The organism is Microbacterium sp. 4-7 (assembly GCF_014332665.1).
Lineage (GTDB): Bacteria > Actinomycetota > Actinomycetes > Actinomycetales > Microbacteriaceae > Microbacterium.
The window spans coordinates 245631-269460 of record NZ_MCRH01000005.1 but is presented as its reverse complement, the minus strand read 5'-3'; the positions used below and the strand labels follow the sequence as shown (position 1 = coordinate 269460).

General features: G+C 66.4%; 17 protein-coding genes and 1 tRNA gene. 5 read left to right on the top strand and 13 right to left on the bottom strand.

All coding sequences use genetic code 11. The features are described from left to right. Positions 1-68: 68 nt before the first annotated feature. The gene (locus tag BEP68_RS18435) at positions 69-440 is read right to left on the bottom strand and encodes a helix-turn-helix domain-containing protein (protein ID WP_187250022.1); all 372 of its coding nucleotides are present in this window, start codon (positions 438-440) and stop codon (positions 69-71) included. A 133-nt stretch (positions 441-573) separates the two neighbouring features. Here BEP68_RS18435 and BEP68_RS11325 point away from each other — a divergent pair, with 133 nt between their 5' ends. The 3 genes from BEP68_RS11325 (at position 574) to BEP68_RS11315 (ending at position 2958) form a co-directional block, all read left to right on the top strand. Continuing rightward, positions 574-1203 (top strand): hypothetical protein, encoded by a 630-nt coding sequence (locus BEP68_RS11325; RefSeq protein WP_187250021.1) that lies wholly within the window; start codon positions 574-576, stop codon positions 1201-1203. After that, positions 1109-2581, top strand: a complete 1473-nt coding sequence (locus tag BEP68_RS11320; protein ID WP_187250020.1) for a hypothetical protein — start codon at positions 1109-1111, stop codon at positions 2579-2581. The genes BEP68_RS11325 and BEP68_RS11320 overlap by 95 nt, the downstream gene beginning before the upstream one ends. Positions 2582-2658: 77 nt before the next feature. After that, entirely contained in the window at positions 2659-2958 is a 300-nt protein-coding gene (locus tag BEP68_RS11315; RefSeq protein ID WP_187250019.1) for a hypothetical protein, read from the top strand. A gap of 439 nt (positions 2959-3397) precedes the next feature. On the opposite strand, the gene BEP68_RS11310 is transcribed toward BEP68_RS11315, so the two are convergent. Together BEP68_RS11310 and BEP68_RS11305 are read right to left on the bottom strand one after the other, a co-directional pair. Further along, positions 3398-3482 (bottom strand) — tRNA-Tyr (locus tag BEP68_RS11310). Positions 3483-3568: 86 nt separating this feature from the next. Next, on the bottom strand, positions 3569-4498 hold the full coding sequence (locus tag BEP68_RS11305) for a carbohydrate kinase family protein (protein ID WP_187250018.1): 930 nt from the start codon (positions 4496-4498) through the stop codon (positions 3569-3571). A gap of 85 nt (positions 4499-4583) precedes the next feature. Here BEP68_RS11305 and BEP68_RS11300 point away from each other — a divergent pair, with 85 nt between their 5' ends. Continuing rightward, on the top strand, positions 4584-5174 hold the full coding sequence (locus BEP68_RS11300; protein WP_053098903.1) for a hypothetical protein: 591 nt from the start codon (positions 4584-4586) through the stop codon (positions 5172-5174). A 91-nt stretch (positions 5175-5265) separates the two neighbouring features. On the opposite strand, the gene rpoC is transcribed toward BEP68_RS11300, so the two are convergent. The 6 genes from rpoC to BEP68_RS11270 all read right to left on the bottom strand — a co-directional run bounded on the left by rpoC (position 5266) and on the right by BEP68_RS11270 (position 18460). Continuing rightward, positions 5266-9141 carry a DNA-directed RNA polymerase subunit beta' gene (gene rpoC, locus BEP68_RS11295; protein ID WP_053098902.1) on the bottom strand — a complete coding sequence of 1292 codons (3876 nt, stop codon included), beginning with the start codon at positions 9139-9141 and terminating at the stop codon, positions 5266-5268. 85 nt (positions 9142-9226) lie between these two features. Next, the gene (locus BEP68_RS11290) at positions 9227-12730 is read right to left on the bottom strand and encodes a DNA-directed RNA polymerase subunit beta (RefSeq protein WP_053098901.1); all 3504 of its coding nucleotides are present in this window, start codon (positions 12728-12730) and stop codon (positions 9227-9229) included. Positions 12731-12998: 268 nt separating this feature from the next. After that, positions 12999-14699, bottom strand: a complete 1701-nt coding sequence (locus tag BEP68_RS11285; protein WP_187250017.1) for an ABC transporter ATP-binding protein — start codon at positions 14697-14699, stop codon at positions 12999-13001. After that, entirely contained in the window at positions 14696-15661 is a 966-nt protein-coding gene (locus tag BEP68_RS11280) for an ABC transporter permease (protein WP_187250016.1), read from the bottom strand. Before BEP68_RS11280 ends, BEP68_RS11285 begins: the two co-directional genes overlap by 4 nt. Before the next feature lie 34 nt (positions 15662-15695). Then, positions 15696-16700 carry an ABC transporter permease gene (locus BEP68_RS11275; RefSeq protein ID WP_187250015.1) on the bottom strand — a complete coding sequence of 335 codons (1005 nt, stop codon included), beginning with the start codon at positions 16698-16700 and terminating at the stop codon, positions 15696-15698. Positions 16701-16786: 86 nt separating this feature from the next. Continuing rightward, entirely contained in the window at positions 16787-18460 is a 1674-nt protein-coding gene (locus tag BEP68_RS11270; protein ID WP_053098897.1) for an ABC transporter substrate-binding protein, read from the bottom strand. A 169-nt stretch (positions 18461-18629) separates the two neighbouring features. On the opposite strand from BEP68_RS11270, the gene BEP68_RS11265 reads away from it, so the two are divergent. Next, positions 18630-19550, top strand: coding sequence for a sugar kinase (locus BEP68_RS11265; protein ID WP_187250014.1), 921 nt, complete (start codon positions 18630-18632; stop codon positions 19548-19550). 69 nt (positions 19551-19619) lie between these two features. On the opposite strand, the gene BEP68_RS11260 is transcribed toward BEP68_RS11265, so the two are convergent. From BEP68_RS11260 to BEP68_RS11245, 4 genes are read right to left on the bottom strand one after another with little or no spacing between them, the layout of a single operon-like run. After that, a complete protein-coding gene (locus BEP68_RS11260; protein ID WP_053098895.1) occupies positions 19620-20486 on the bottom strand; it encodes a MurR/RpiR family transcriptional regulator in 867 nt (288 codons plus the stop codon). A gap of 14 nt (positions 20487-20500) precedes the next feature. After that, positions 20501-22012: a glycoside hydrolase family 3 N-terminal domain-containing protein gene (locus BEP68_RS11255; protein ID WP_187250013.1), complete on the bottom strand. Its 1512-nt coding sequence runs from the start codon at positions 22010-22012 to the stop codon at positions 20501-20503. Continuing rightward, complete coding sequence (locus BEP68_RS11250) at positions 22009-22842, bottom strand: carbohydrate ABC transporter permease (protein ID WP_053098893.1); 834 nt, start codon at positions 22840-22842, stop codon at positions 22009-22011. Before BEP68_RS11250 ends, BEP68_RS11255 begins: the two co-directional genes overlap by 4 nt. Then, complete coding sequence (locus BEP68_RS11245) at positions 22839-23816, bottom strand: carbohydrate ABC transporter permease (RefSeq protein ID WP_053098892.1); 978 nt, start codon at positions 23814-23816, stop codon at positions 22839-22841. Before BEP68_RS11245 ends, BEP68_RS11250 begins: the two co-directional genes overlap by 4 nt. Between the last annotated feature and the right edge of the window lie 14 nt (positions 23817-23830).

Genomic DNA, 23830 nt, shown 5'->3' with positions numbered 1-23830 from the left:
CCCGAGTCTAAACGGAGTCGTCGACACAAGGTCCCACCTCGGACGTGTCTGCACATCAACAGCCAGCGCTATGCGGCCGTCGGCAACGTCAATGCCCTCAGAGTCTCAGCGTGAGTGTTTCGCGCATCCCGCGGGCTGCACTGCAAGTAACGGTGACACTGAGCACGGAAAGTCTCATACGTCCCGTACCCGCAGCGTCGCGCGACGATGGACATGGGAATGTCGGGGCGGAAAGCGGCGATGGCCACGACCTGCCGGAGTCGGCGCTTGGCGAGGAGCTCGGCAACGCTCGGGCAACCGACGAATGCTCTGTCGAGCTGGCGGCGAGAGACGAAAAGCTCACGAGCAAGCCAGGCCGGACCGACGCGGTGGTCTCGGTAGTGGTGGTCGATAAGTGCAAGGCAGCGTTCGCGTAGAGCGACGAAGTCGGTGGCCCTCATAGAACGTAATGTCCGGATACGCCGCCACGGTTCCATCCAACTTCGGGTGCGTGTAGATTCGCCGACCCCGTAGCGGACGTTCCGCTCGCCATGTGCGTCCCGCGAGCAGTTCCGGTGGCTCTAGTCTGTGTTCGTGACCCTCACCTCCGAAGACCGGAACAACGTGACCATCGCTCTGACGACGTTCGCAGACCTCGGCGACAGTCTCATGGCAGAGTTCCGCTCGACGGCACCGCCCGAAGGTTCCCCCATCGTGATCTGGGGTGATGACCGGCTGGCCGGCGACCAGGTCGTGCCCACGTTCACGGCCATCAATGGCGCGATACTCAGCGGGGCCGACCATCTCCGGTCACTGAACCACCTGGCTCGTGTCGCTACGACCACCAGTGTCACCGTCGCCCGTGGAGCCGTCGAGGCGTACGCGCATGCCGCGCACCTGGCGACCGCACCGTCCGCAACCGAATTCGCCGACCGCCACTTGTCGGCGCTGCACAAGGAGTATGAGTTCCTCGTCACTCATTCCGCACTACTGACCAATCTGGATGGTGCGGTCCTCGACGCTGCGACGGAGCAGTCGAAGGTGGACGCGGATCGTCAGCGGATCGGGCTTGGCAAAGCTGCTCCTGCCGGCATGACGTGTGGAGCGTGCGACGAACCGCCTCCTGGACGTGTTCGACTACAAGCCCCTCCCCACCCGTCAGCGCCCGCTCCTCAAGGGCGAATGGCCCGCCGTCCTCGAGGACCGGGAGATGCGCGCCGATGAGCTCGAAGACCGGCGCATGCGCTTCTTCCGTTTCGCCAACGACCTGCTGCACGCCCAGTACGACACCTTGCCGGCATCGGCAAAGACCCATGAACTGAGCCTGGCCGTCGACGCCACCTTCCTCGCCGCCCCCAGCCGCGGCATGTCGAAAGAACGACGAGAGAATCGCCGAGACGACGAGACGATTCCACTGGACCCCGACGCCGGGTGGTACATCCGCACCTATGACCAGCGCGACAGCTGGGACGGTGAGGAAACTCACGCGAAGAAGGTCGGGTACGGCTACGAGGCCGAGCTCGCGGTGCTCGTCTCCAACGACCCAAAGTACCGTGAGTCCGTTCCGCACATCATCGTCGGGTTCAACTTCCACACCCCGACATCTGACTCCAACTATCGGGCTCGGGACATCTTCGACGACATCCTCGCGTGTGGTCACGGGTTCGGGTACATCATCGGCGACCAGGCGTACCTTCCGAACGCGAACCCTCAGGTGCTGCAGGCCCCGCTGCGCGAAGCGGGAGCGATGCTGAGCATGCGTTACCCGCTGCCGACGGCGCGGGCATCGAAAGGCGAAGGCACCACCCAGGCGCAGGCGCACGGGGCGTTCATGCTCGAAGGCCGCTGGATGTGCCCGGCGACCCCGATGAGCCACCGGCAAATCATGGTCACGTACAACAAGAAGGTTCAGGAAGACAAGAGGAACAAGAAGCTCACCAAGGCCATCCGCGCAGAGCGAGAGCTCAGCCATCGTCAGTGGCGGTACGCCGCACTCCAGGAACGCACGAAGTGGGAGCTGTACCAGAAGGACAAGAAGGCTAACGGCAACCTGGTCATGCCCTGCCCCGGTTCCGGTGAAGGTCGGAGCCTCGAGTGCCCCCTCAGGCCGAACGAGCCGGCGCCGAGGAACGGCGCACAGCCGCTGCCCGTAGAGAACGTGCCGAAGGCCCCGGGTCACATCTGTACCAACGATTCGAGCGTGACCTTCGACGCCGAGCTCGGAGCGAAGTACCGCCAGCACCACCACTACGGCACCGCCGAGTGGGACGACGCCCACACCTACGGACGCCAGACCATCGAGTCGTTCAACAAGCTACTCAAGCGCTCCGACAACAGCCTGCACGACTCCACCAACCGACGTCTGCGTGGAGAGCCCAACCAGGCGTTCCTCGCTCTCCTCGGTGTCATCGCCAAGAACGGCCTCATCATCGCGAACTGGCTGGAGGAAGAGTACAACGAGTCACGGCCGGCCCCAGAGCCGAACCGTCGTCAGAAGCGGACGAACCGTCATGTCTCCGCACCGCGACGGACGAAGAACGCCCGCAAGGGCCGTGGGATGCCGGCCGCGCGTCGCGCCCGCTACGGGCTGGTCAAGATGTGACGCACGCCTAGCGCGAGACCGCGCATGTGTGTGGGGTACCCGGTTCTTCGGGTACCTCACACATGCAGGAGACGACCGTGACCCCTCAGCCCATTCACCCCAACGACTACGTCAGCGACATCACAGTCGACATCGGGCTGGCGCTCCGCGCCAGCCTCGAGGATCTCTACTCCGGGAGGATCCGGCGGCGCCTCCGCGACAGCCCGCTGACAACCGTTCCGGGCCACACGATCTTCGTGGCCTCGTCAGAGTCGTTGCATGCGGCGTCAACGACCGAGGAGACTGTGTCGCGGATCCTGCCCACCATTCAAGACGACATCCGCCGACAGGTCGATGGCATCGGGCACCCGGATTCATGGACGATGGCCTTCACCTGAGACGGCCACAGCCTGTTCGACGACGGCGAGTTCGTCAACGATGGGTTCCGGTTCGATGCCTATGTGGAAGTGTTCGCGGCTGCCGCGACACCGACGCCGTAGACCCAGCTTTCACGGCGCTGCCGAAGCGCCATGATCCACTTGCAGCCGAAGCGGCTCGGCGAAGAAGCGCCTCGTGGAATCAGGCTACGTGCACGTCGTGGGCGCGCGTACTCGAGCTCATCCAGCAGGTCGTCGACTGACTAGGCCACGCGTGCCTAAGGGGCCGGTCCATGTCATCGCGCCCCAGGCACCCGGGAAGGCCGTTCAGAATCGCATCCGTGAAGCCGAGCAAATGACCCGAAAAAGAGGAAAACCACTGGGCTTCCGGTGGTTTTCCTCTTCTGACCTCGTCTTCCGAGATACGGGAATGATTTCCTCGAGATCCGGGAATACCCCATGGTGGCGAGTGAGGGATTCGAACCCCCGAATGCTGAGCAGTCTGATTTACAGTCAGATCCCTTTGGCCGCTTGGGTAACTCGCCAGAGCGCACCCGTCCGACTTCGACAGCCAACCGGGGGCACGATAGATAATCATACCTGCCGAGGGCAAGCGTGAGAAATCGAACGCTCAGCTGCCGAACACGCCGCGATCGGCGTCAGCGATCGACTCCGGAGTCCGCAGCAGGCCGCCCTCGGCTCGGCACGTCGCAGCGGCCACATCCATGGCTCGATCGAGCAGGTGCTGCCGGCCTTCCGCATCGGAGGGTGTCCCCTGAGCAAGGCCGGCCGCCACGGCCGCGAGAGTCGCATCTCCGGCTCCCACGGTGTCGACGACGCGACCGGGCAGCGTCGAGATGGGCGCCGTGACGATGCCGGCATCCGACTCGAGGGCTGCACCATCGGCGCCTGCGGTCGCGAGCACCGCGCTCACCCCGAGCGCGCGCAGCCGCGCCCTCAGCGCATCGAGATCGCCGTCATAGAGGAGAGACGCATCATCGGCGCCGATCTTGACGATCGACGCTCCTGCGGCGGCGCGCTCGAAGCCCTGCACGAACTCGGCACGGTCGCTCAGCATCCCCGACCGTGGGTTCGGGTCGACAGCGAGGCGAGTGTCGCCGACGGCGTCGAGCAGGGCGTCGACCTCACCGGGCACGTCGAAGGGGAAGCAGCTGACGGCCACGAGATCCGAATCGGCGATCGCACGGACAGCCTCGTCGGAATAGCGGATGCTGCGCCTCTGCGCGGCCTCGTTGAACACGTAGACGGGCTCGCCGTCGGGACCACGCTGCACGATCGCCCGGGACGAGCCCAGCGGCGCCTCGCTGGCGATCAGCCGCACGTCGTGATCGTCGAGGTATTCGCGAATGTGCGCCCCCGCTTCGTCGTCCCCGACCATCGCGATCAGGGTGGTCGGCACCCCGAGCCTGCGAAGACCGACGGCGACGTTCAGTGCCGCGCCGCCGACCAGCTCACGCACCCCGCCGACGTCGTGGATCTCGTCGATCAGCGCGTCTCCGACGACGACTGCACCGGGCATACGGGAGGAATCATCACTCATTCCGCCGACACTACCGCGAGAGCGGCTTCTTCGGCGGTTCGGTCAGCCTCCCTGCGCGGGCTGGGCACAGCGCTACGGTGAGCGCATGAACGCTCGAATCGCCGCCGGCGCTGCGGCTCTCCTGCTCCTCGCCGTGCTCACCGGCTGCGATCCGACCGGTTCGGGCACCACTCCGTCGAACGATTCCGCTGAACCGTCGTCGAGTCCGGGACCGGACGAATCGGAGAGCCCGTCGCCCTCCCCCACACCGACAGAGACTCCGATCGCTCTCCCGACCGACTGCAGGGCGATCCTCTCGGACGACGTGCTCGCACAGCTCGAGGGAGTGCCACTCAATGACGCGGCCTTCGGGCCGTCCGGGGTCGGAGACGACGGCGAGCTCACCTGCATCTGGGCGGATCCGAGGGCGGACACCACCCGGCTGGTCACCACCATCTCCCTGATGAACCGAGGGCCGGCCCTCGACATGCTGAACGCTCTCGTGGCCGACGAGGGCTACACGTGCTTCACTCCCGACGGCGGCACGCGCTGCGAGAAGACCTGGCAGAACGAGCAGTACCCTGTCACCGACGGTCGCACCCTCTTCTGGCGGGACGACGTGCTGATCGACTCCCAGTACTCGAATCTCGCGCCCGAGGGATACACCTCGAGCATCGTGGCGCACCTCTTCGACTGATCCGCCGCCCTGTCCACGGCAGGCACCCCGGATCCGGGCACGAAGAAGGCCCCGGGCGAATCGCCCGGGGCCTTCTCACTCACTCACTCGATCAGTTGTACGTACCCGGCGTGATGTCGTCCGTCGAGAACGCGTCGAAGTCGACGTAACCGAAGTCGCCGTCGGCGTACGCACCGTCGGATGCGAAGATCCGGTTCGGGTAGCGCTCGCTCTTGGCTTCCTCCGTCGCCTCGACCGTGACGTCGCGGTACTTCGAGAGACCGGTTCCGGCGGGGATGAGCTTTCCGATGATGACGTTCTCCTTGAGACCGACCAGCGGGTCGCGCTTGCCCTCCATGGCGGCCTGCGTGAGAACGCGGGTCGTCTCCTGGAAGGAAGCGGCCGACAGCCACGACTCGGTCGCGAGCGACGCCTTCGTGATACCCATCAGCTCCGGACGGCCGGACGCGGGGCGCTTGCCCTCTGCCACAGCCTCGCGGTTGATCGCCTGGTAGCGCTTGAGGTCGACCATCTCACCCGGGAGCAGGGTCGTGTCGGCGTGATCGACGACGGTGACCTTGCGGAGCATCTGACGGACGATGACCTCGATGTGCTTGTCGTGGATCGGCACACCCTGCGAGCGGTAGACACCCTGGACGCCGCCGACGAGGTAACGCTGCACCTCGCGGGCACCCATGACGCGCATGACCTCCTTGGGGTCGAGCGTTCCGACCAGGAGAGGCTGACCGACCGTGACGTGCTGACCGTCCTCGACCAGAAGCGTCGCACGCTTCAGGACCGGGTAGATCACTTCCTCGTCACCGTTGTCGGGCGTCAGGATGACCTTCTTGGCCTTGTCCGTCTCGTCGATCGTGATGCGGCCATCGGCCTCGGCGATCGGCGATGCGGCCTTCGGGGTGCGAGCCTCGAAGAGCTCCTGCACGCGGGGCAGACCCTGCGTGATGTCATCTGCCGACGCCGAACCACCGGTGTGGAACGTACGCATCGTCAGCTGGGTACCGGGCTCACCGATCGACTGTGCCGCGATGATGCCGACGGCCTCGCCGATGTCGACGGTCTTACCCGTCGCGAGCGAACGGCCGTAGCACTGCGCGCAGACACCGACGGCGGAGTCGCAGGTGAGGACCGAGCGCACCTTGATGCTCTCGACACCGAGACCGACCAGCTTGTCGATGAGAACGTCACCCACGTCGTCGCCGGCAGAGGCGAGGACCTCACCCTTGCTGTCGACCACGTCGGAGGCCAGCGTACGAGCGAACACCGAGTTCTCGACGTTCGCGTCGCGCACGAGCTCACCCTGCGAGTTCGGAGCGGCGATCGGGAGCTCGAGGCCCTTCGACGTGCCGCAGTCCTCTTCGCGGATGATGACGTCCTGCGAGACATCCACCAGACGACGGGTCAGGTAACCCGAGTCGGCGGTACGCAGAGCGGTGTCGGCGAGACCCTTACGGGTACCGTGCGTCGCGATGAAGTACTCCGCAACCGACAGACCCTCGCGGTACGAGGAGATGATCGGACGCGGGATGATCTCACCCTTGGGGTTGTTCACCAGACCACGCATACCGGCGATGTTCCGGATCTGCAGCCAGTTACCACGAGCACCCGACGACACCATGCGGTTGATGGTGTTGTCCTCGGGGAAGTTGGCCTTCATCGCAGCCTGGACCTCGTCGGTCGCCTCGGTCCAGATCTTGATGAGCTCCTGACGACGCTCGACGTCGGTCGTGAGGCCCTTCTCGTACTGGGACTGGACCTTCGCGGCCTGCTTCTCGTAGCCCGCGACGATCTCAGCCTTGTTCGGCGGCGTGAGGATGTCGCTCAGGGCGACGGTCACACCCGAGCGCGTGGCCCAGTAGAAACCGGCGTCCTTGATGCGGTCCAGCGACGCAGCCGTCTCGACCTTGGGGTACTCCTCGGCCAGCTTGTTGACGATCTGCGACAGCTTGTTCTTGTCAGCCTGCTCGCGGACGAACGGGTATCCCTTGGGCAGCGTGTCGTTGAAGATCGCCTGACCGAGCGATGCGTCGACGAGACCGTGACGCTCGTAGCCCTCGGGAGCTTCGCCCTCGAGGAACGTGAGACCCGGGATGCGGATGCGGACCTTGGCCTGCAGGTCGAGGGTTCCCTCGTCCTTCGCCAGGATCGCCTCGCCCACCGAACCGAATGCACGGCCCTCACCGGCTGCGCCCGCCTTGACCGTGGTCAGGTGGTGCAGACCGATGATCATGTCCTGCGAAGGCAGGGTGACCGGGCGTCCGTCGGACGGCTTCAGGATGTTGTTCGACGCGAGCATGAGCACGCGGGCCTCGGCCTGAGCCTCGACCGACAGCGGCAGGTGGACAGCCATCTGGTCACCGTCGAAGTCGGCGTTGAACGCCGCGCAGACGAGCGGGTGCAGCTGGATGGCCTTGCCCTCGACGAGCTGAGGCTCGAAGGCCTGGATGCCGAGACGGTGCAGCGTGGGCGCACGGTTGAGCAGCACCGGACGCTCGCGGATGATCTCCTCGAGCACGTCCCAGACCTCGGGACGCGTGCGCTCGACAGCGCGCTTGGCCGCCTTGATGTTCTGCGAGTGACCGAGGTCTATCAGGCGCTTGATGACGAACGGCTTGAAGAGCTCCAGCGCCATCTGCTTGGGCAGACCGCACTGGTGCAGCTTCAGCTGCGGGCCGACGATGATGACCGAACGGCCCGAGTAGTCGACGCGCTTGCCGAGCAGGTTCTGGCGGAAACGACCCTGCTTGCCCTTCAGCATGTCGCTGAGGGACTTCAGGGCACGGTTGCCGGTACCGGTGACGGGACGACCACGGCGACCGTTGTCGAACAGTGCGTCGACGGCCTCCTGCAGCATCCGCTTCTCGTTGTTGACGATGATCTCGGGAGCACCGAGGTCGATCAGACGACGAAGACGGTTGTTGCGGTTGATCACACGACGGTAGAGGTCGTTGAGGTCGGAGGTCGCGAAGCGGCCACCGTCGAGCTGCACCATCGGGCGCAGCTCCGGCGGGATCACCGGAACGACGTCGAGGACCATGGCGGCCGGGCTCATGCCGGTCTCCAGGAACGAGTTGACGACCTTCAGACGCTTGATCGCGCGGATCTTGCGCTGGCCCTTGCCCTCGGAGATCTGCAGGTGCAGGCTCTCCGCCTCGGCTGCCAGGTCGAACGCCGCGAGGCGACGCTGGATCGACTCGGCGCCCATGTAGGCCTCGAAGTACTGACCGAAGCGGTCCTGGAGCTCGTGGAAGACGTCGTCCTCGGGACGCAGTGCGCCGACCTCGAGCGTGCGGAAGTCCTCCCACACGCGCTCGAGCTTGGCGATCGCCTCGTCGGCACCCTTGCGGATGAGCGACATCTCCTTCTCGGCGGCGTCCTTGACCTTCTTCTTCGCGTCGGCCTTGGCACCCTCCGCCTCGAGGGAAGCGAGCTCCTCCTCCAGGCGAGCCAGGCGCTCGGCGATCTTCGCGTCGCGACGGTCTCCGAGCGTCTTCAGCTCGAGACGGATGTTGTTCTCCTGCGTGCCCAGGTCGCGGTGACGAGCATCCTCGTCGACCGAGATGACCATGTAGGCGGCGAAGTAGATGACCTTCTCGAGGTCCTTCGGCGCCATGTCGAGCAGGTACCCGAGACGCGAGGGAACACCCTTGAAGTACCAGATGTGGGTGACGGGAGCGGCGAGCTCGATGTGACCCATGCGCTCACGACGGACCGAGGACTTGGTGACCTCGACGCCGCAGCGCTCGCAGACGATGCCCTTGAAGCGGACACGCTTGTACTTGCCGCAGGCGCACTCCCAGTCGCGGGACGGGCCGAAGATCTGCTCTCCGAAGAGACCGTCCTTCTCCGGCTTCAGGGTGCGGTAGTTGATGGTTTCAGGCTTCTTGACCTCGCCGTAGGACCAGGCGCGGATGTGGTCCGCGGTGGCCAGGCCGATGCGAAGCTCATCGAAAGTGTTTGACTCGAGCACAAATTCTCCTGTGTAGGAATTCTTCTGAAGAAATCGGGGAGGTGGGCCGCCGACCGGGCGTGACGCGCGGTCGGCGGCCTGGACCTTAGATCTCGTCGATCGAGGCGGCCTCGAAGCGGCTGGAGATGTTGATGCCGAGTTCCTCCGCAGCGCGGAAGGCCTCGTCGTCGGTGTCACGCAGGTTGACGAGCGTGCCGTCTGCCGAGAGGACCTCGACGTTCAGGCAGAGCGACTGCATCTCCTTCATGAGCACCTTGAAGGACTCGGGGATGCCGGGCTCCTGGATGTTCTCGCCCTTGACGATCGCCTCGTACACCTTGACGCGGCCGAGGATGTCGTCGGACTTGATCGTGAGGAGCTCCTGGAGCGCGTATGCGGCGCCGTAGGCCTCGAGGGCCCACACCTCCATCTCACCGAATCGCTGGCCACCGAACTGCGCCTTACCACCGAGCGGCTGCTGGGTGATCATCGAGTACGGACCCGTCGAACGTGCGTGGATCTTGTCGTCGACCAGGTGGTGCAGCTTCAGGATGTACATGTAGCCCACCGAGATCGGCGCCGGGAACGGCTCACCGGAGCGGCCGTCGAACAGCTGCGTCTTTCCGGTCGAGTCGATCAGGCGGATGCCGTCACGGGTCGGGGTGGTCGCGTCGAGGAGACCGGAGATCTCCTCCTCGCTCGCACCGTCGAACACCGGGGTCGCGACCTTGGTGCCGGGGGCAGCCTCGAACGCGTCCTTGGGGAGTCGCGCAGCCCACTCCGGGGTGCCTTCGACCTTCCAGCCCTGCTTCGCGATCCACCCGAGGTGGGTCTCGAGCACCTGGCCGAAGTTCATTCGACCGGGGATGCCCAGCGGGTTCAGGACGATGTCGACCGGGGTTCCGTCCGCGAGGAACGGCATGTCCTCGATCGGGAGGATCTTGGCGATGACACCCTTGTTGCCGTGACGACCGGCGAGCTTGTCACCCTCGGTGATCTTGCGCTTCTGGGCGATGTAGACCACGACGCGGCGGTTGACACCGGAGCCGAGCTCGTCGTCGCCGTCCTCGGCGTTGAACTCCTTGACGGCGATGATCGTGCCCTGCTCGCCGTGGGGCACCTTGAGAGAGGTGTCACGGACTTCGCGGCTCTTCTCGTTGAAGATCGCGCGGAGCAGACGCTCTTCCGCCGACAGCTCGGTCTCGCCCTTCGGCGTGACCTTGCCGACGAGGATGTCGCCGGGGCGGACCTCGGCACCGATGCGGATGATGCCGCGCTCGTCGAGATCCTTCAGGAGCTCGGGGCTGACGTTGGGGAGGTCACGGGTGATCTCCTCCTTGCCGAGCTTCGTGTCGCGCGCGTCGACCTCGTACTCCTCGATGTGGATCGAGGAGAGGGTGTCGTCCTTGACCAGGTCCTGGCTCAGGATGATCGCGTCCTCGAAGTTGTAGCCCTCCCACGTCATGAACGCGACGAGGAGGTTCTTTCCGAGTGCCAGTTCGCCGTTCTCGGTGGCGGGGCCATCGGCGATGACCTCTCCGACCTCGACGCGGTCGCCCTCGTTGACGACGACCTTCTGGTTGTACGACGTGCCCTGGTTCGAGCGGTCGAACTTGCGCAGGTGGTAGTCCTGCGTTCCACCCTCGTCGAGCATGACGGTGACGCGGTCTGCGGAGACCTCGGTGACGACACCCGGCTTCTCAGCCGTGAGCACGTCGCCGGCGTCGATGGCCGTGTAGCCCTCCATACCGGTTCCGACGAGCGGCGAGTCGCTGCGGAGCAGCGGCACAGCCTGACGCTGCATGTTGGCGCCCATGAGTGCGCGCTGTGCGTCGTCGTGCTCGAGGAAGGGCACGAGCGAGGTCGCGACCGACACCATCTGGCGCGGCGAGACGTCGATGTAGCCGATCTCCTCCGGAAGGAAGAGGTCCACCTCACCGCTACCGCCCTTGGGGCGCGCGAGGACGTGGCTCTCGCGGAAGCGACCGTTCTTGTCGAGCGGGGCGTTCGCCTGCGCGATGTTGAAGTCGACCTCTTCAGAAGCGGTCAGGTAATCGATGTGCTCGGTGACGACGCCACCCTCGACCTTGCGGTACGGGGTCTCGATGAAACCGAACGAGTTGATGCGCGCGAAGGTCGCGAGGGCACCGATCAGACCGATGTTCGGGCCTTCAGGGGTCTCGATGGGGCACATGCGGCCGTAGTGCGACGGGTGGACGTCACGGACCTCGACGCCTGCGCGGTCACGGCTCAGACCACCGGGGCCGAGGGCCGAGAGGCGGCGCTTGTTGGTCAGACCCGCGAGCGGGTTGTTCTGGTCCATGAACTGCGACAGCTGCGAGGTTCCGAAGAACTCCTTGATCGCGGCGACGACGGGGCGCACGTTGATCAGGGTCTGCGGCGTGATCGCCTCGATGTCCTGCGTGGTCATGCGCTCGCGGACGACGCGCTCCATGCGGGACAGACCGGTGCGGACCTGGTTCTGGATCAGCTCGCCGACCGCGCGGATGCGACGGTTGCCGAAGTTGTCGATGTCATCGGTCGCGATGCGGATGTCGGCCTTCTTGCCCGAGCGGATGCCGGGGAAGGTCTCTTCCGTGCCTGCGTGCAGACGCACGAGGTACTTGATCGTCGCGACGATGTCCTGAACCGTGAGGACCGAGTCGGTCAGCGGAGCGTCGAGACCGAGCTTGTGGTTGATCTTGTAACGACCCACCTTCGCGAGGTCGTAGCGCTTCGGGTTGAAGTAGAAGTTGTCGAGGAGCGCGCGGGCGGCCTCGGCGGCGACCTGCTCGCCCGGACGCAGCTTGCGGTAGATGTCGCGGAGCGCATCTTCCTTCGTGACGATCGTGTCCTTCGCGAGCGTCTCCTCGATCGAGGTGTAGCCGGCGAACTCCGTGAGGATCTCCTCGCTGGTCATGCCCAGCGCCTTGAGGAACACGGTGACCGACTGCTTGCGCTTGCGGTCGACGCGCACGCCGACCTGGTCGCGCTTGTCGATCTCGAACTCGAGCCATGCACCACGGCTCGGGATGACGCGAGCCGACACGATGTCCTTGTCGGACGTCTTGTCGGGGGTCTTGTCGAAGTACACACCGGGCGAACGCACGAGCTGCGAGACGACGACGCGCTCGGAGCCGTTGATGATGAACGTTCCCTTGTCGGTCTGCAGCGGGAAGTCGCCCATGAAGACCGTCTGGGTCTTGATCTCACCCGTGAGGTGGTTCATGAACTCGGCCTCGACGTACAGCGGAGCGGCGTACGTCTTGCCGCGCTCCTTGCACTCCTCGATCGAGTACTTCTCCGGCTCGAGGTAAGGGTTGGTGAACGACAGCTGCATCGTCTCGCCGAGGTCCTCGATCGGAGAGATCTCCTCGAAGATCTCGCCGAGACCGCTGTTCTCGTTCACGTCGGTGCGGCCGGCCTTCTTGGCCTCTGCGACTCGAGCCTTCCAGGCGTCGTTGCCGACGAGCCATCCGAAGGATTCCGTCTGCAGAGCGAGAAGGTCAGGGACCGTCAGCGTGTCGGAGATCTTGGCGAACGAAAGACGGGAAGCTCCGCGTCCGTTCTTGGTGGTGGTGGATGTGGATGCGTTGCGAGCAGCAGCCAAGGGAATAACCTCCGTGAGCCCCGCAGGGCTTCTCGATTCCTTTGTCGTCAGGTGGAGTGTGCGCTCAAAGACTCAACGAAATGCCGACCACCATATGAGGGCACGGAGAAGCGAGCGCAACTACCAACTATACGCGCGATCTTGCGACATGGCAAGCGCAATCCTTGACCTTCTTCGGATGCTGCGGTAATGGCACCCGGAAGCGTCGTCCGTCGACCCGGTGCGCCCGCCCCGGAGCTCGCGCTCGGGGCGGGACGCATCGTCGTCGTCAGGAGGCGATGTTGAGTTCGTTCCCCGGGATCGACGCCAGCAGACGTCGCGTGTACGGGTCTCGAGGATTCGTGAAGATCTCCTCCGAGGATGCCGCCTCGACGAGCGAGCCGTCCTTCATCACGCACACGTAGTCGCTGATCAGGCGGACCACGGCGAGGTCGTGGGAGATGAAGAGATAGCTGAGTCCGTACTCGGTCTGCAGGTCGCCCAGCAGGTTCAGGATCTGATCCTGCACGAGGACGTCGAGCGCTGACACGGGTTCGTCGCACACGATCAGCTCGGGCGAGAGTGCGAGCGCACGGGCGATCGCGACACGCTGCCGCTGACCGCCGGACAGCTCGGACGGATACCGGCGCAGCATCGACTGCGGCAGGGCCACGTCGTCGAGCAGCTGCCGGACGCGCTTGCGCCGATCGGCGCCGCTCCCCCGCTTGTAGAAGTCCAGCGGCTCGGAGATGAGGCGCTCGATGGTGAACATCGGATTCAGGCTCGAGTACGGATCCTGGAAGATCGGCTGCACCTTCTGCCGGAAGTCCCGGGTCTCCGCACGGGTGAGCGAGGAGACGTCCTTTCCCTCGTAACGGATGAGACCGCTCGTCGGCTCGATGATCTTCAGCAGCATCCGCGCGGTCGTCGTCTTGCCCGAACCGGACTCGCCCACGATCGCCACCGTCTCGCCGCGCGGGATGGCGAGCGACACGTCGTTCACGGCGACGAAGTCCTCTTTCTGCCCGCGGACCGGATAGACCTTGGTGAGGTTCTCGATCTCGACGATGTTGTCCGCTATCGGCAGGGCGAGCGCGCTCGAGGCATCCTCGGCTGCGTTCGGATCGGACGGACGCTCCTCGGCGTGGAACGCCTCCGGGCGCAGACGCGCGGCAGCCACCGACGGCGCCGCCTGCACGAGCGACTGCGTGTAGGGGTGCTGCGGATTCTCGAGGATCTGCTTCGCCGGCCCCTGCTCGACCACCTTGCCGCGGTGCATCACGATGACGCGCTCGGCACGCTCGGCCGCGAGTCCCAGATCGTGCGTGATGAGCAGCACGGCGGTGCCGAGCTCGCGCGTCATGTCGCCGATCTGGTCGAGGATCGTCTGCTGCACCGTCACGTCGAGCGCGCTCGTCGGCTCGTCCGCGATCAGCAGGCGCGGTTTGCACGCCAGGCCGATCGCGATCAGTGCGCGCTGGCGCATGCCGCCGGAGAACTCGTGCGGGTACTGCTTCGCGCGCTTCTCGGGATCCGGCAGTCCGGCGGCTGTCAGCGCCTCGACGACCTTCTGCTGCACGTTCTGCCTGGTGGCGAGTCCGTGGGCGAGCAGGGTCTCGGCGACCTGGGTGCCGATCTTCGCGACCGGATTCAGGTTCGACATGGGGTCCTGCGGCACGAGGCCGATGTCGCGCCCGCGGATGGTGCGCAGCTCGCTCTCGGGAGCGCGGGTGATGTCCTTGCCGTCGAGGCGGATGCTGCCGCCGGCCACGCGCCCGCCACCGGCGAGCAGCCCGATGATGGCCATGGCAGTGGTCGACTTGCCCGACCCGGACTCCCCCACGATCGCGACGGTCTGGCCCGGCGCGATCTCGAGGTCGACTCCCTCGACGGCGTGCACGACGCCGTCCATGGTGGCGAAGTCGACCGCCAGCCCTTCGACGGACAGCAGCGGAGCGTCCGTGGTCCGTGTCTCTTTCGCAGCGTTCATCGTGCTCTCGTCCTCGGGTCCATGGCCTCGCGCAGGGCTTCACCGAACAGGGTGAAGCCGAGCGCGGTGACCGCGATGCAGATGCCGGGCAGGAATGCCAGCCATGGCGCGATGGCCAGCTCGGCCTGGGCGTAGGTGAGCATGCGGCCCCACTCGGCCGTCTCGGGACGGCCGCCGCCGAGACCGAGGAACGACAGCGCCGCCGCATCGATCACCGCCGTCGCGAGTGTGAGCGTGCCCTGCACGATGACAGGCCCGATGGCGTTCGGCAGCACATGCGACATGGTGATCTGCCCGCGACCGAGCCCCAGCGTATGGGCCGAGAGCACGTAGTCGCTCGATCGCTGCTGCAGCATCGACGCCCGCAGGAGGCGGGCGAAGATCGGAACCTGGGATGCTCCGATGGCGATCATCACCGCGAAGGGCGTCTGACCCAGGATCGCGGCGATGGATACCGCCAGCAGCAGGTTCGGCACCGACAGGATGATGTCGACGATGCGCATGATGAGGGTGTCGACCCATCCGCCGAACGTGCCGGCGAGGAGTCCGAGGATCATTCCGCCGACCAGACCGAGCGCGGTCGAGATCACACCGATCAGCAGCGACGCCTGCGCGCCCCAGATGAGCTTGGAGAGCACATCGCCGCCGAAGCGGTCGAGCCCGAGGGGGAACTCCGGCAGCTCCCCCGGACCGGGGATGTGCGTCGGCGTGATGTACTTCGCGCCGGGCAACGCCGTCTCGGGGTACGGGGCGAGCAATGGCGCGAGCACCGAGACGAGGACGAACACCAGCACGATGCCGGCGCCGATCCAGGCCGTCGGGTTGCGGCGGAGGCGGCGGAACACGTCGCGCCAGAACCCCCCGGGCCCCTCTTTGAGGCCGGCCTGATTCACGGCGACCGTGTCGACGACCGAGCCGCTCGCCGCGGACGGACCCTGCGCGGGTGGGAGCGAGATGGTCATGACGCCACCCCCTTTCGGAGAACGAGACGGATCATCACTGCACCCGCACTCTCGGATCGATGAAGCTGTACGACACGTCGACGGCCAGGTTGATCAGCGCGTAGGCGATCGCGATGAAGATGATGAACCCCTGCAGCACGGGGAAGTCCCGTGTGAAGATCGCCCTCGCGAGGAAGGACCCGATGCCGGGGAACGCGAAGACGGTCTCGGTGAGCACTGCCCCCGAGATCAGGAGCCCGGTCTGCAGACCGATCGTCGTGATCACCGGCAGCATCGCGTTGCGGAGGATGAAGCGACTGCGCAGCGTCGACGAGCCGACGCCCTTCGCCCGCCCCGTCCGCACGTAGTCCGCGTTCTGCACTTCGAGCACGCTCGCCCTGGTGATGCGGACGATGATCGCGAGCGGGATGGTGCCGAGCGCGAGTGCCGGGAGCACCAGGTGCATGAGGGCATCCCACGAGGCGTCGAACTCGCCGGTGATGATGCCGTCCCACACATAGAACCCCGTCGGATGGGTGGCGTCTATTCGTGGGTTCTGCCTGCCGTCCGACGGCAGCCAGCCGAGCTGCACGGCGAACACGTACTTGAGGATGAAGGCGAGGAAGAACACCGGGATGGTGATGCCGATGAGACTCAGCACGACCGACGCGTGGTCGGTGAACTTGCCGTGGCGGCGAGCGGCCCAGTATCCGAGCGGGATGCCCACGCCGACCGCGAAGATGAGCGCGACGACGCTCAGCTCGATCGTGGCCGGGAATCGGCGGAAGAACTCCTCCGTGACCGGCCGGTTGGTCTGGATCGATGTGCCGAAGTCGCCCTGCAGCAGGCGGCCGACCCAGATGAAGTACTGCTCGATGATGGGCTTGTTGAAGCCGTAGAGCTCGTTGACCCTCTCGATGGCCTCGGGTGTCGCCTTCTCGCCGAGAAGCGCGACGGCCGGGCCGCCGGGGAGGGCCCTGACCCAGGCGAACAGCAGGATGCTGAGGCCGATCAGGGTGGGGATGAGGAAAAGCAGTCGTCTGCCGATGGTGCGCAGCAAGAGGTCTCCGTTGATCAGAAGGTACGCCGGGCCCGGGTCCCCGCGGCGAGCGCGGGGACCCGGGTGGGCAACTCAGTCGGTCAGACCTACTCGGTGAGGACGATGTCCGTGAAGACCTCGTCGTTCACCGGGCTGGCGGGGTAGCTCTCGACACGCGGGTCGAACGCCAGTGTGGGCGCCGGGTGCGCGAGCGGGACACCGGGGATGAACTGCGCGACCATCTCGTTGATCTCCTCATAGAGGGCCGTCTGGTCCTCGAGGTTGGAGACGCCGCGAGCCTCGTTGAGCTTCTGGAACAGCTCCGGGTTGTCGAAGCCCCACTCGGAGCTCTGCTGCCCGAAGAAGACGCCGACGAAGTTGTCCGTGTCGTTGTAGTCACCGGTCCAGCCGAGCAGGTGGATGCCGTGGTCCGACGTGCCGGTGGTGCGGTCGAGGTACTCGACCCACTCCTCCGAGACCGGGGTGGTCTCGACGCCGACCTCGGCGAGCTGCGACGAGAGGACCGTGAAGATCTGCTCGGGGTCCGGCATGTAGGGACGCGAGACGTTGACCGGGTAGTTGAAGGTCAGCTTCAGCGGGTTGGCCTCGTCGTAGCCGGCCTCTGCCAGCAGCTCCTTGGCCTTCTCGGGGTCGTAGTCGTAGGTCGTGACATCGGGGTTGTAGCCGTTGACGGTGTCGGGCACGAACTCGATCGCCTTCTCGGTGCCCTCGGGCAGGACCTGGCTGATCAGGGCATCCTTGTCGACCGCGTACGAGAGCGCCTCGCGGACCTTCGGGTCCTGCAGCTCAGGGAGCGCCTGGTTGAACGCGAGGTACAGGATCGTGAACGGAGGACGGGAGACCATGGTGAAGCCGTCGTCCTCGAGTGCCTGCGTGTCGGCCGGACCGACGAGGTCGTAGCCGTCGATGGAGCCGGACTCGAGAGCCTGACGACGCGCGGTCGGGTCGTCGATCGTGCGGAAGATGATCTCGTCGATCTGACCCGCCTCGCCCCAGTAGTCGTCGTACGCCTTGAGCGAGACCTGCTCGCCCGGCGCCCACTCGTCGAACTGGTACGGGCCGGTGCCGACCGGGTGCCCCATCGCGTACTCCGAGAGGACGGGTGCCTCGGCCGAGCCGCTGACCTCATCAGCACCGAACTCCTGCAGGGCCGAAGGGCTCTGCATGGAGAAGGACGGCAGCGACAGCGACGCCACGAACCCTGCGAACGGCTTGTTCAGGTCGATCGTCACGGAGTAGTCGCCGTCGGGGGTGCAGGACTTGTAGACGGCGTCAGCCGGGTTCTCCGCGTAGCCCTTGAAGAGCTTGTTGTAGTAGTAGCCGAACGCCTCGGAGGCCGCGAGGCCGGTCCAGTTGAACCAGCGGTCGAAGTTCGCGCATACGGCTTCGGCGTTGAACGGCGTGCCGTCGTGGAAGGTCACGTCCTCCTTCAGCGTGAAGGTGTGGCTCATGCCGTCTTCGGACGATTCCCATGACTCGGCCAGCAGCGGTGCCGGGTCGGCCGTGCCGGGCTCGGTGCCGACGAGGCCCTCGAAGATCTGACGCGAGACGCGGAAGCTCTCGCCGTCCTGGGCGAAGGCCGGGTCGAGGCTCGCCGGGTCGGAGGACGCCGCGAACACGAAGGTTCCGTCGACATCGCCGGACGCCTCTCCGCCGTCGTCGCCGCGCTCGCTGGCGACGCATCCTGAGAGGACCATCGCGGCGACTGCCGCTCCGGTGACGGCGATGAGACCTCGCCGACGCATGACTGAGTGGTGCATTGTGTGACCTTTCTGTCGAGCGCTGCTGTGCGCGTTCCGAAGACATCGTCGACTTCGGAAACGGTGATTCCTTGAAACTACCCAGTGCGCAGACCGATGCCAAACACCTGCAGGTTTCATTCCTGTTACGGATGTCCGGGGGTGTGGCCGATCCGGTAATCTCCAGAGCGTGCCCGACACGTCTCCCCTCGCCGTCTGCGTCGGCGAGGGCCTCGTCTCCTTCGTCCCGGCCATCGCCGCGCCCCTCGAGGACGTGCGGACGTTCCACCGCTCGCTCGCCGGAGCGGAGTGGAACACGGCGATCGCACTGGCCTCGGCCGGCATCCGCACCGCCGTCGTCTCCCGTGTGGGCGACGACGGGTTCGGGCGCTTCCTCACCGCCGAGCTGCGCCGGCACGAGGTCGACGACTCCGCCGTGGAGATCGACGCCGAGGCGCCCACCGGCCTCTACGTCAAGGAGCTGTCACCGCGTCCGGACGGCTCCGTCGACGGGACCATGCACTACTACCGCTCGGGCTCCGCGGCCGCGGCCCTGTCGCCGGCGACGCTCGACTCCCCCGCGGCATCCGCGCTGCTGTCACAGGCCGCCCTCGTGCACACCTCGGGGATCACGCCTGCTCTCTCGGACACCGCCCACGCAGCGCAGAACGCCCTCTTCGATGCGCCGCGCGACGGGCGGCTGCTCAGCTTCGACGTGAACTGGCGACCTGCGCTGTGGCGCGGGCGACAGGAGGAGGGGCGCGCGGTGATCGCGGACTACGTCCGCCGCGCCGACATCGCGTTCTGCACACGCCCCGACGCCGAGGCGGTCTTCGGCACCGGCGAGCCCGATCGACTGCGCGAGCTGTTCCCCGAACCGAGGTATCTGCTGGCCACGAGTCCAGACGGCGCTGTGGCCTTCGACGGCGCCGAGCGCACCGACAGCAGGTCGCTCGATGTCCCCGTCGTGGAGTCCATCGGCGCCGGAGATGCGTTCGCCGCCGGATTCCTGGCCGGCGTCCTGTCGGGACTCTCGCTCACCGGCAGCCTCGCTCGCGCGCACCGGATCGCGACCAGGGCACTGGTCAGCACCCGAGACCACATCGACTGATCAGCGGCGCTGTTCCTGCCGGTCGCCACGGGCACCGGTGACGGTCGACGGGTATCTCATCGCCTGCTTCTAGCGACGTCGACGTGGCGCCGCAGCGTCGTGCGTCAGCTGGAGCGGGATGACCACGGGTTCGCCCCGGTGCTGGACGACCCGGACGAAGAGGATGTCGACCAGCGCCAGCTGCGCGATGCGGCTCGACATCGCGGCCATGCGGAACGGCGACTCCTGCGCGTAGGTGATCAGCGAGACGTCTGCGGCGAGCGCGAGCGTCGAGTCGGAGGCGCTGGTGATGGCCACCGACAAGGCGCCCGCATCTCTGGCGATCTCGACAGCCCGGACGACCTCCTGCGTCTCGCCCCCGTGGGAGAACGCGATGACGACGTCCTCCGGGGTCCGCAGCGACGCCGTCGTGAGGGCGAGGTGCGGATCGGCGGAGTGCGCGACCGAGCACCCGATGCGCGCGAGCTTCTGCTGAAGGTCCTGAGCGGTCAACGACGATGCGGCCTGCCCGAACAGATCCACGTGGCGCGCCGCCACGACGGCCCTGGCGACGCGGTCGAGCGCGTCGGCGTCCAGTCCGAGCGCCGTCTTCTCGATCGCGTCGATCTCCTGTGCCGCGAGCTTCGCAGCGATGGCGGACGGCTCGTCATCGGGATCGATCGCCGTGGTGTCGAGGCCGAAGCGCGCCTGCTGCGCCTGGGCGAGCGTGATCGTGCGGGCGACCGCGACCCGCAGCTCCCGGTATCCGCTGAAGCCGAGCGACTGCGCGAAGCGAGCCACGGTCGACAGCGATGTGTGACAGAGCTGGGCGAGGTCGTTGATGGCGAGGTCGACGACGAGCGTGGGGTCTCCGAGGATCGTCTCCGCGACCCGTGCTTCTGCAGCACTCAGTCGGGGAACGGATCGGCGCACCAGCGCGAGAACATCGGCGTCCACGGTGTCATCCTGCCTCAGTCGGCGGCACCCGCGCTGTCGGGCGACGGATCGGCGCGGCGCGACGAGCCCCCGATCAGTCGATCTCTGGCGGCCTGGGCTCCGATCCGGCTCGCGGATCCGACCTCCACGAGCGCGAGGGGCAGAGGCTGCCGTGCCGCGAGTCCGACGTTGACCACGACCGCGTCGGGATCACGCAGAGCGGCGCGCTCGACGAGCGCACGCTGCCCGTCGTCGGTGTCTGGACGATCCAAGAGGACGACCGTCAGTCCGTCTGCCGCGACAGCCGCGTCGAGAGCCCCATCCTGCTCGTCGATCGTCGTCCGTGCGACGTCGACGCGCACGCGATGACCGTCTGCCGCCAGAGTCTCAGCCACGTACGCCGACGCGCTGTCGACCGCGAGCGTCGAACGTCGGCGAGCATCGACGACGGCGAGCGCCTCGGCATCGCGCGTCACTCCTGTGATCGCGCGTCGGACGATGTCCGATCCGTCGTAGTCGACGGGAGTCGCAGTCTCGGCACGGACGCTCAGCGTCTGAGCCAGGCGGGAGACCCTCCCGGCCGCTTCGGCGAGTCGCTCGCGAGAGAGTGAGCCGTCGTCCACCGCCGCGAGGATCCCGTCGCGCGCGGCGAGGAAGTCTCGACGGTCCTGGTCGGGGAGCGTGGCCTCACCGCGGTTCGTCGGGTTGCCGATGCACAGCAGATCCGCTCCGGCCGCGAGGGCACGCGCGGCGCCTTCGCCGATGCCGACGGTCTCGCGGATGGCCGCCATGTCGAGGGCATCCGTGATGATCACGCCGTCGAAGCCCCAGCCACGGAGCAGCCCGAGCACTCGGGGATTCAGCGTCGCCGGCTCGGCGCCCCAGGCGGGAACGACGATGTGCGCGGTCATGACGGCGTCGACACCTGCGGCCACCGCCGCGCGGAACGGCTCGAGGTGCACGCGCTCGAACTCCTCGATCCCCAGCGAGATCTCGGGCAGTGCGTGGTGCGAGTCGGTGTGCGTGTCACCGTGCCCCGGGAAGTGCTTGACGCACGCCGCGACCGCCGTGCTCTGCAGGCCCTCCACCGCCGCCTGCACGTGTCGGGCGACGAGCTTCTGGTCGCTGCCGAAGGAACGGACGCCGATCACAGGATTCCGCGGATCGGTGTTCACATCCGCGACGGGACCGAGCACGACGTTGCCGCCGATCGCGGCCACTCGTCGAGCCAGCTCGGCACCCGATGCCCGCGTCGCCTCGACGTCGTCGACGATGCCCAGCTGAGCCGCCCCCGGAAGCGTGGAGCCGGCTGCGGACTCGAGGCGTGTGACGTTGCCGCCCTCCTCGTCGATCCCGATCAGCGCGTCCGGATTGGCCCGCAGGATCTCGTCGCTCAGAGAAGGAAGTCCCTCGCCGACGTTCTGACTGAAGTACACGACACCCGCGAGGCCGTCGCGCAGCTCGTCGAGAAGCCATTCGGGGGCCTCCGTGCCGAGGAACCCCGGCCAGAGCACCCCGTTGGCGAGGCGGACGAGGTCGTCGGTCATCCCTTCACCGCTCCCGCGACCATGCCGGCCGAGAGACGACGCTGCACGATCACGAAGAACACCATCACCGGGATCGTGATGATCGTCGACGCGGCCATGATGCTGCCCCAGTCGTTGGAGTGCAGGCCGAAGAACGACTTCAGTCCGATCGAGACCGTGTACTGGTCGGTCGCGCTGCCGAGGATCGTCATGGCGAAGATGAATTCGTTCCAGGCCGTGATGAAGCTGAAGATGCTGGTCGCGACGAGACCGGGCATCACCAGCGGCAGCAGGATCGAGCGGAACATCCGCCACCAGCTGGCGCCGTCGATGTACGCGGCCTCCTCGAGCTCGACGGGCACGGCGGCGACGAACCCGCGCAGCATCCAGATCCCGAACGCCAGCGAGAGCGCGACGTACACGACCATCAGGCCGAGGATGCTGTTGAGCAGCCCGAGGCTCTTGACCTGCAGGAAGAGCGGGATGACGAGGGCCTCGAGCGGAACCATCTGCACGACGAGGATCATCATCAGGATGGTCGTGCGGAACTTGAAGCGGAACCGGGCGACCGCGACAGCCGCGAGCAGACACACCAGGGCGCTGACCAGGACGGTGACGAGAGCCACGATCGCGGAGTTGCGGAGGTAGGTGCCGAAACCGCCGTCGGTGAGGACGAAGGCGAAGTTGTCGAACGTGAACTCCTGAGGCAGCAGCGACTGCCCTCCGCTGGACGCCTTGGCGTCGAGCGCACTGGAGACCATCCAGTAGACGGGGAACAGCGTGAAGATCAGGACGGCGGCGATCGCGATGCCGGTGCCGACGCGCGACATGACAGACGGGCGGGGGTTCACAGCTCGTCCTCCTTCATGAGGGAGCGGATGTACACGATCGTGATGCCGATCAGCACGAGGGTGAGCAGCACGGCGAGCGCGGCACCGAAGCCGTAGCGGTTCTGGCCGAAGGATTCGACGTACGACCAGACGCCGAGGTTCAGCACCGATCGGTTGCCGCCGCCTCCACCGGGCATCAGGTAGACCTGCGCGAAGACCTTGAAGTCCCAGATCGTCGACAGGATGATCACGACCGAGAAGACGGGCTTGAGAGTGGGGAAGATGATCTTCCAGAACCGCATCCACGCGTTCGCGCCGTCGAGCGCGGCCGCCTCGAGCATCTCCTTCGAGACGCCGAGCAGGCCCGCGAGCACCGTGATGGCGACGAACGGGAAGCCGTGGTGCACGACGTTCAGCAGCACGATCGCGTAGAACGACCACTGATTGGTGAACCAGTTCACCGGGTCGTCCATCAGGCCGAGATCCTGCAGGACGGTGTTGAAGATGCCGCGGTCGGCATCGAAGATGAACGTCCAGACGTAGGTTCCGGTGACGGCGGGCATCGCCCACGCCACCATGATGCAGCTCGAGACGATGGTGCGCCACACCGTGCCCAGCTTCGCGAGCAGCAGCGCCACGAGCGTGCCGACCGCGACCGTGACGAACACGGCGACGGCGGCGAAGCCGACGGTGTTCGGCAGGACGACGGTCCACAGGGTCGGGTTGGTGAGCGCCTCGACGTAGTTGTCGACGCCGATCCAGTTGTTCTCGCCGGTGTTGATCTCGCGAAGACCGTAGTCCTGCAGCGAGAAGATGACGACCTGGATGAGCGGCCAGAGCATGAGCACCGCGAGGATGACCAGCCCGGGGGCGAGAAGAAGCCAGGGGCGGGCCGTGATCAGCGAGAAACCCCGCTTGGGCGGCCGGCCGCCGGCCACGGAGGCGGAGGTGGACTCCGCCTTCGTGACCGGCAGTGGCGCTTGCACCATCGACATGAAGGGATACAGCC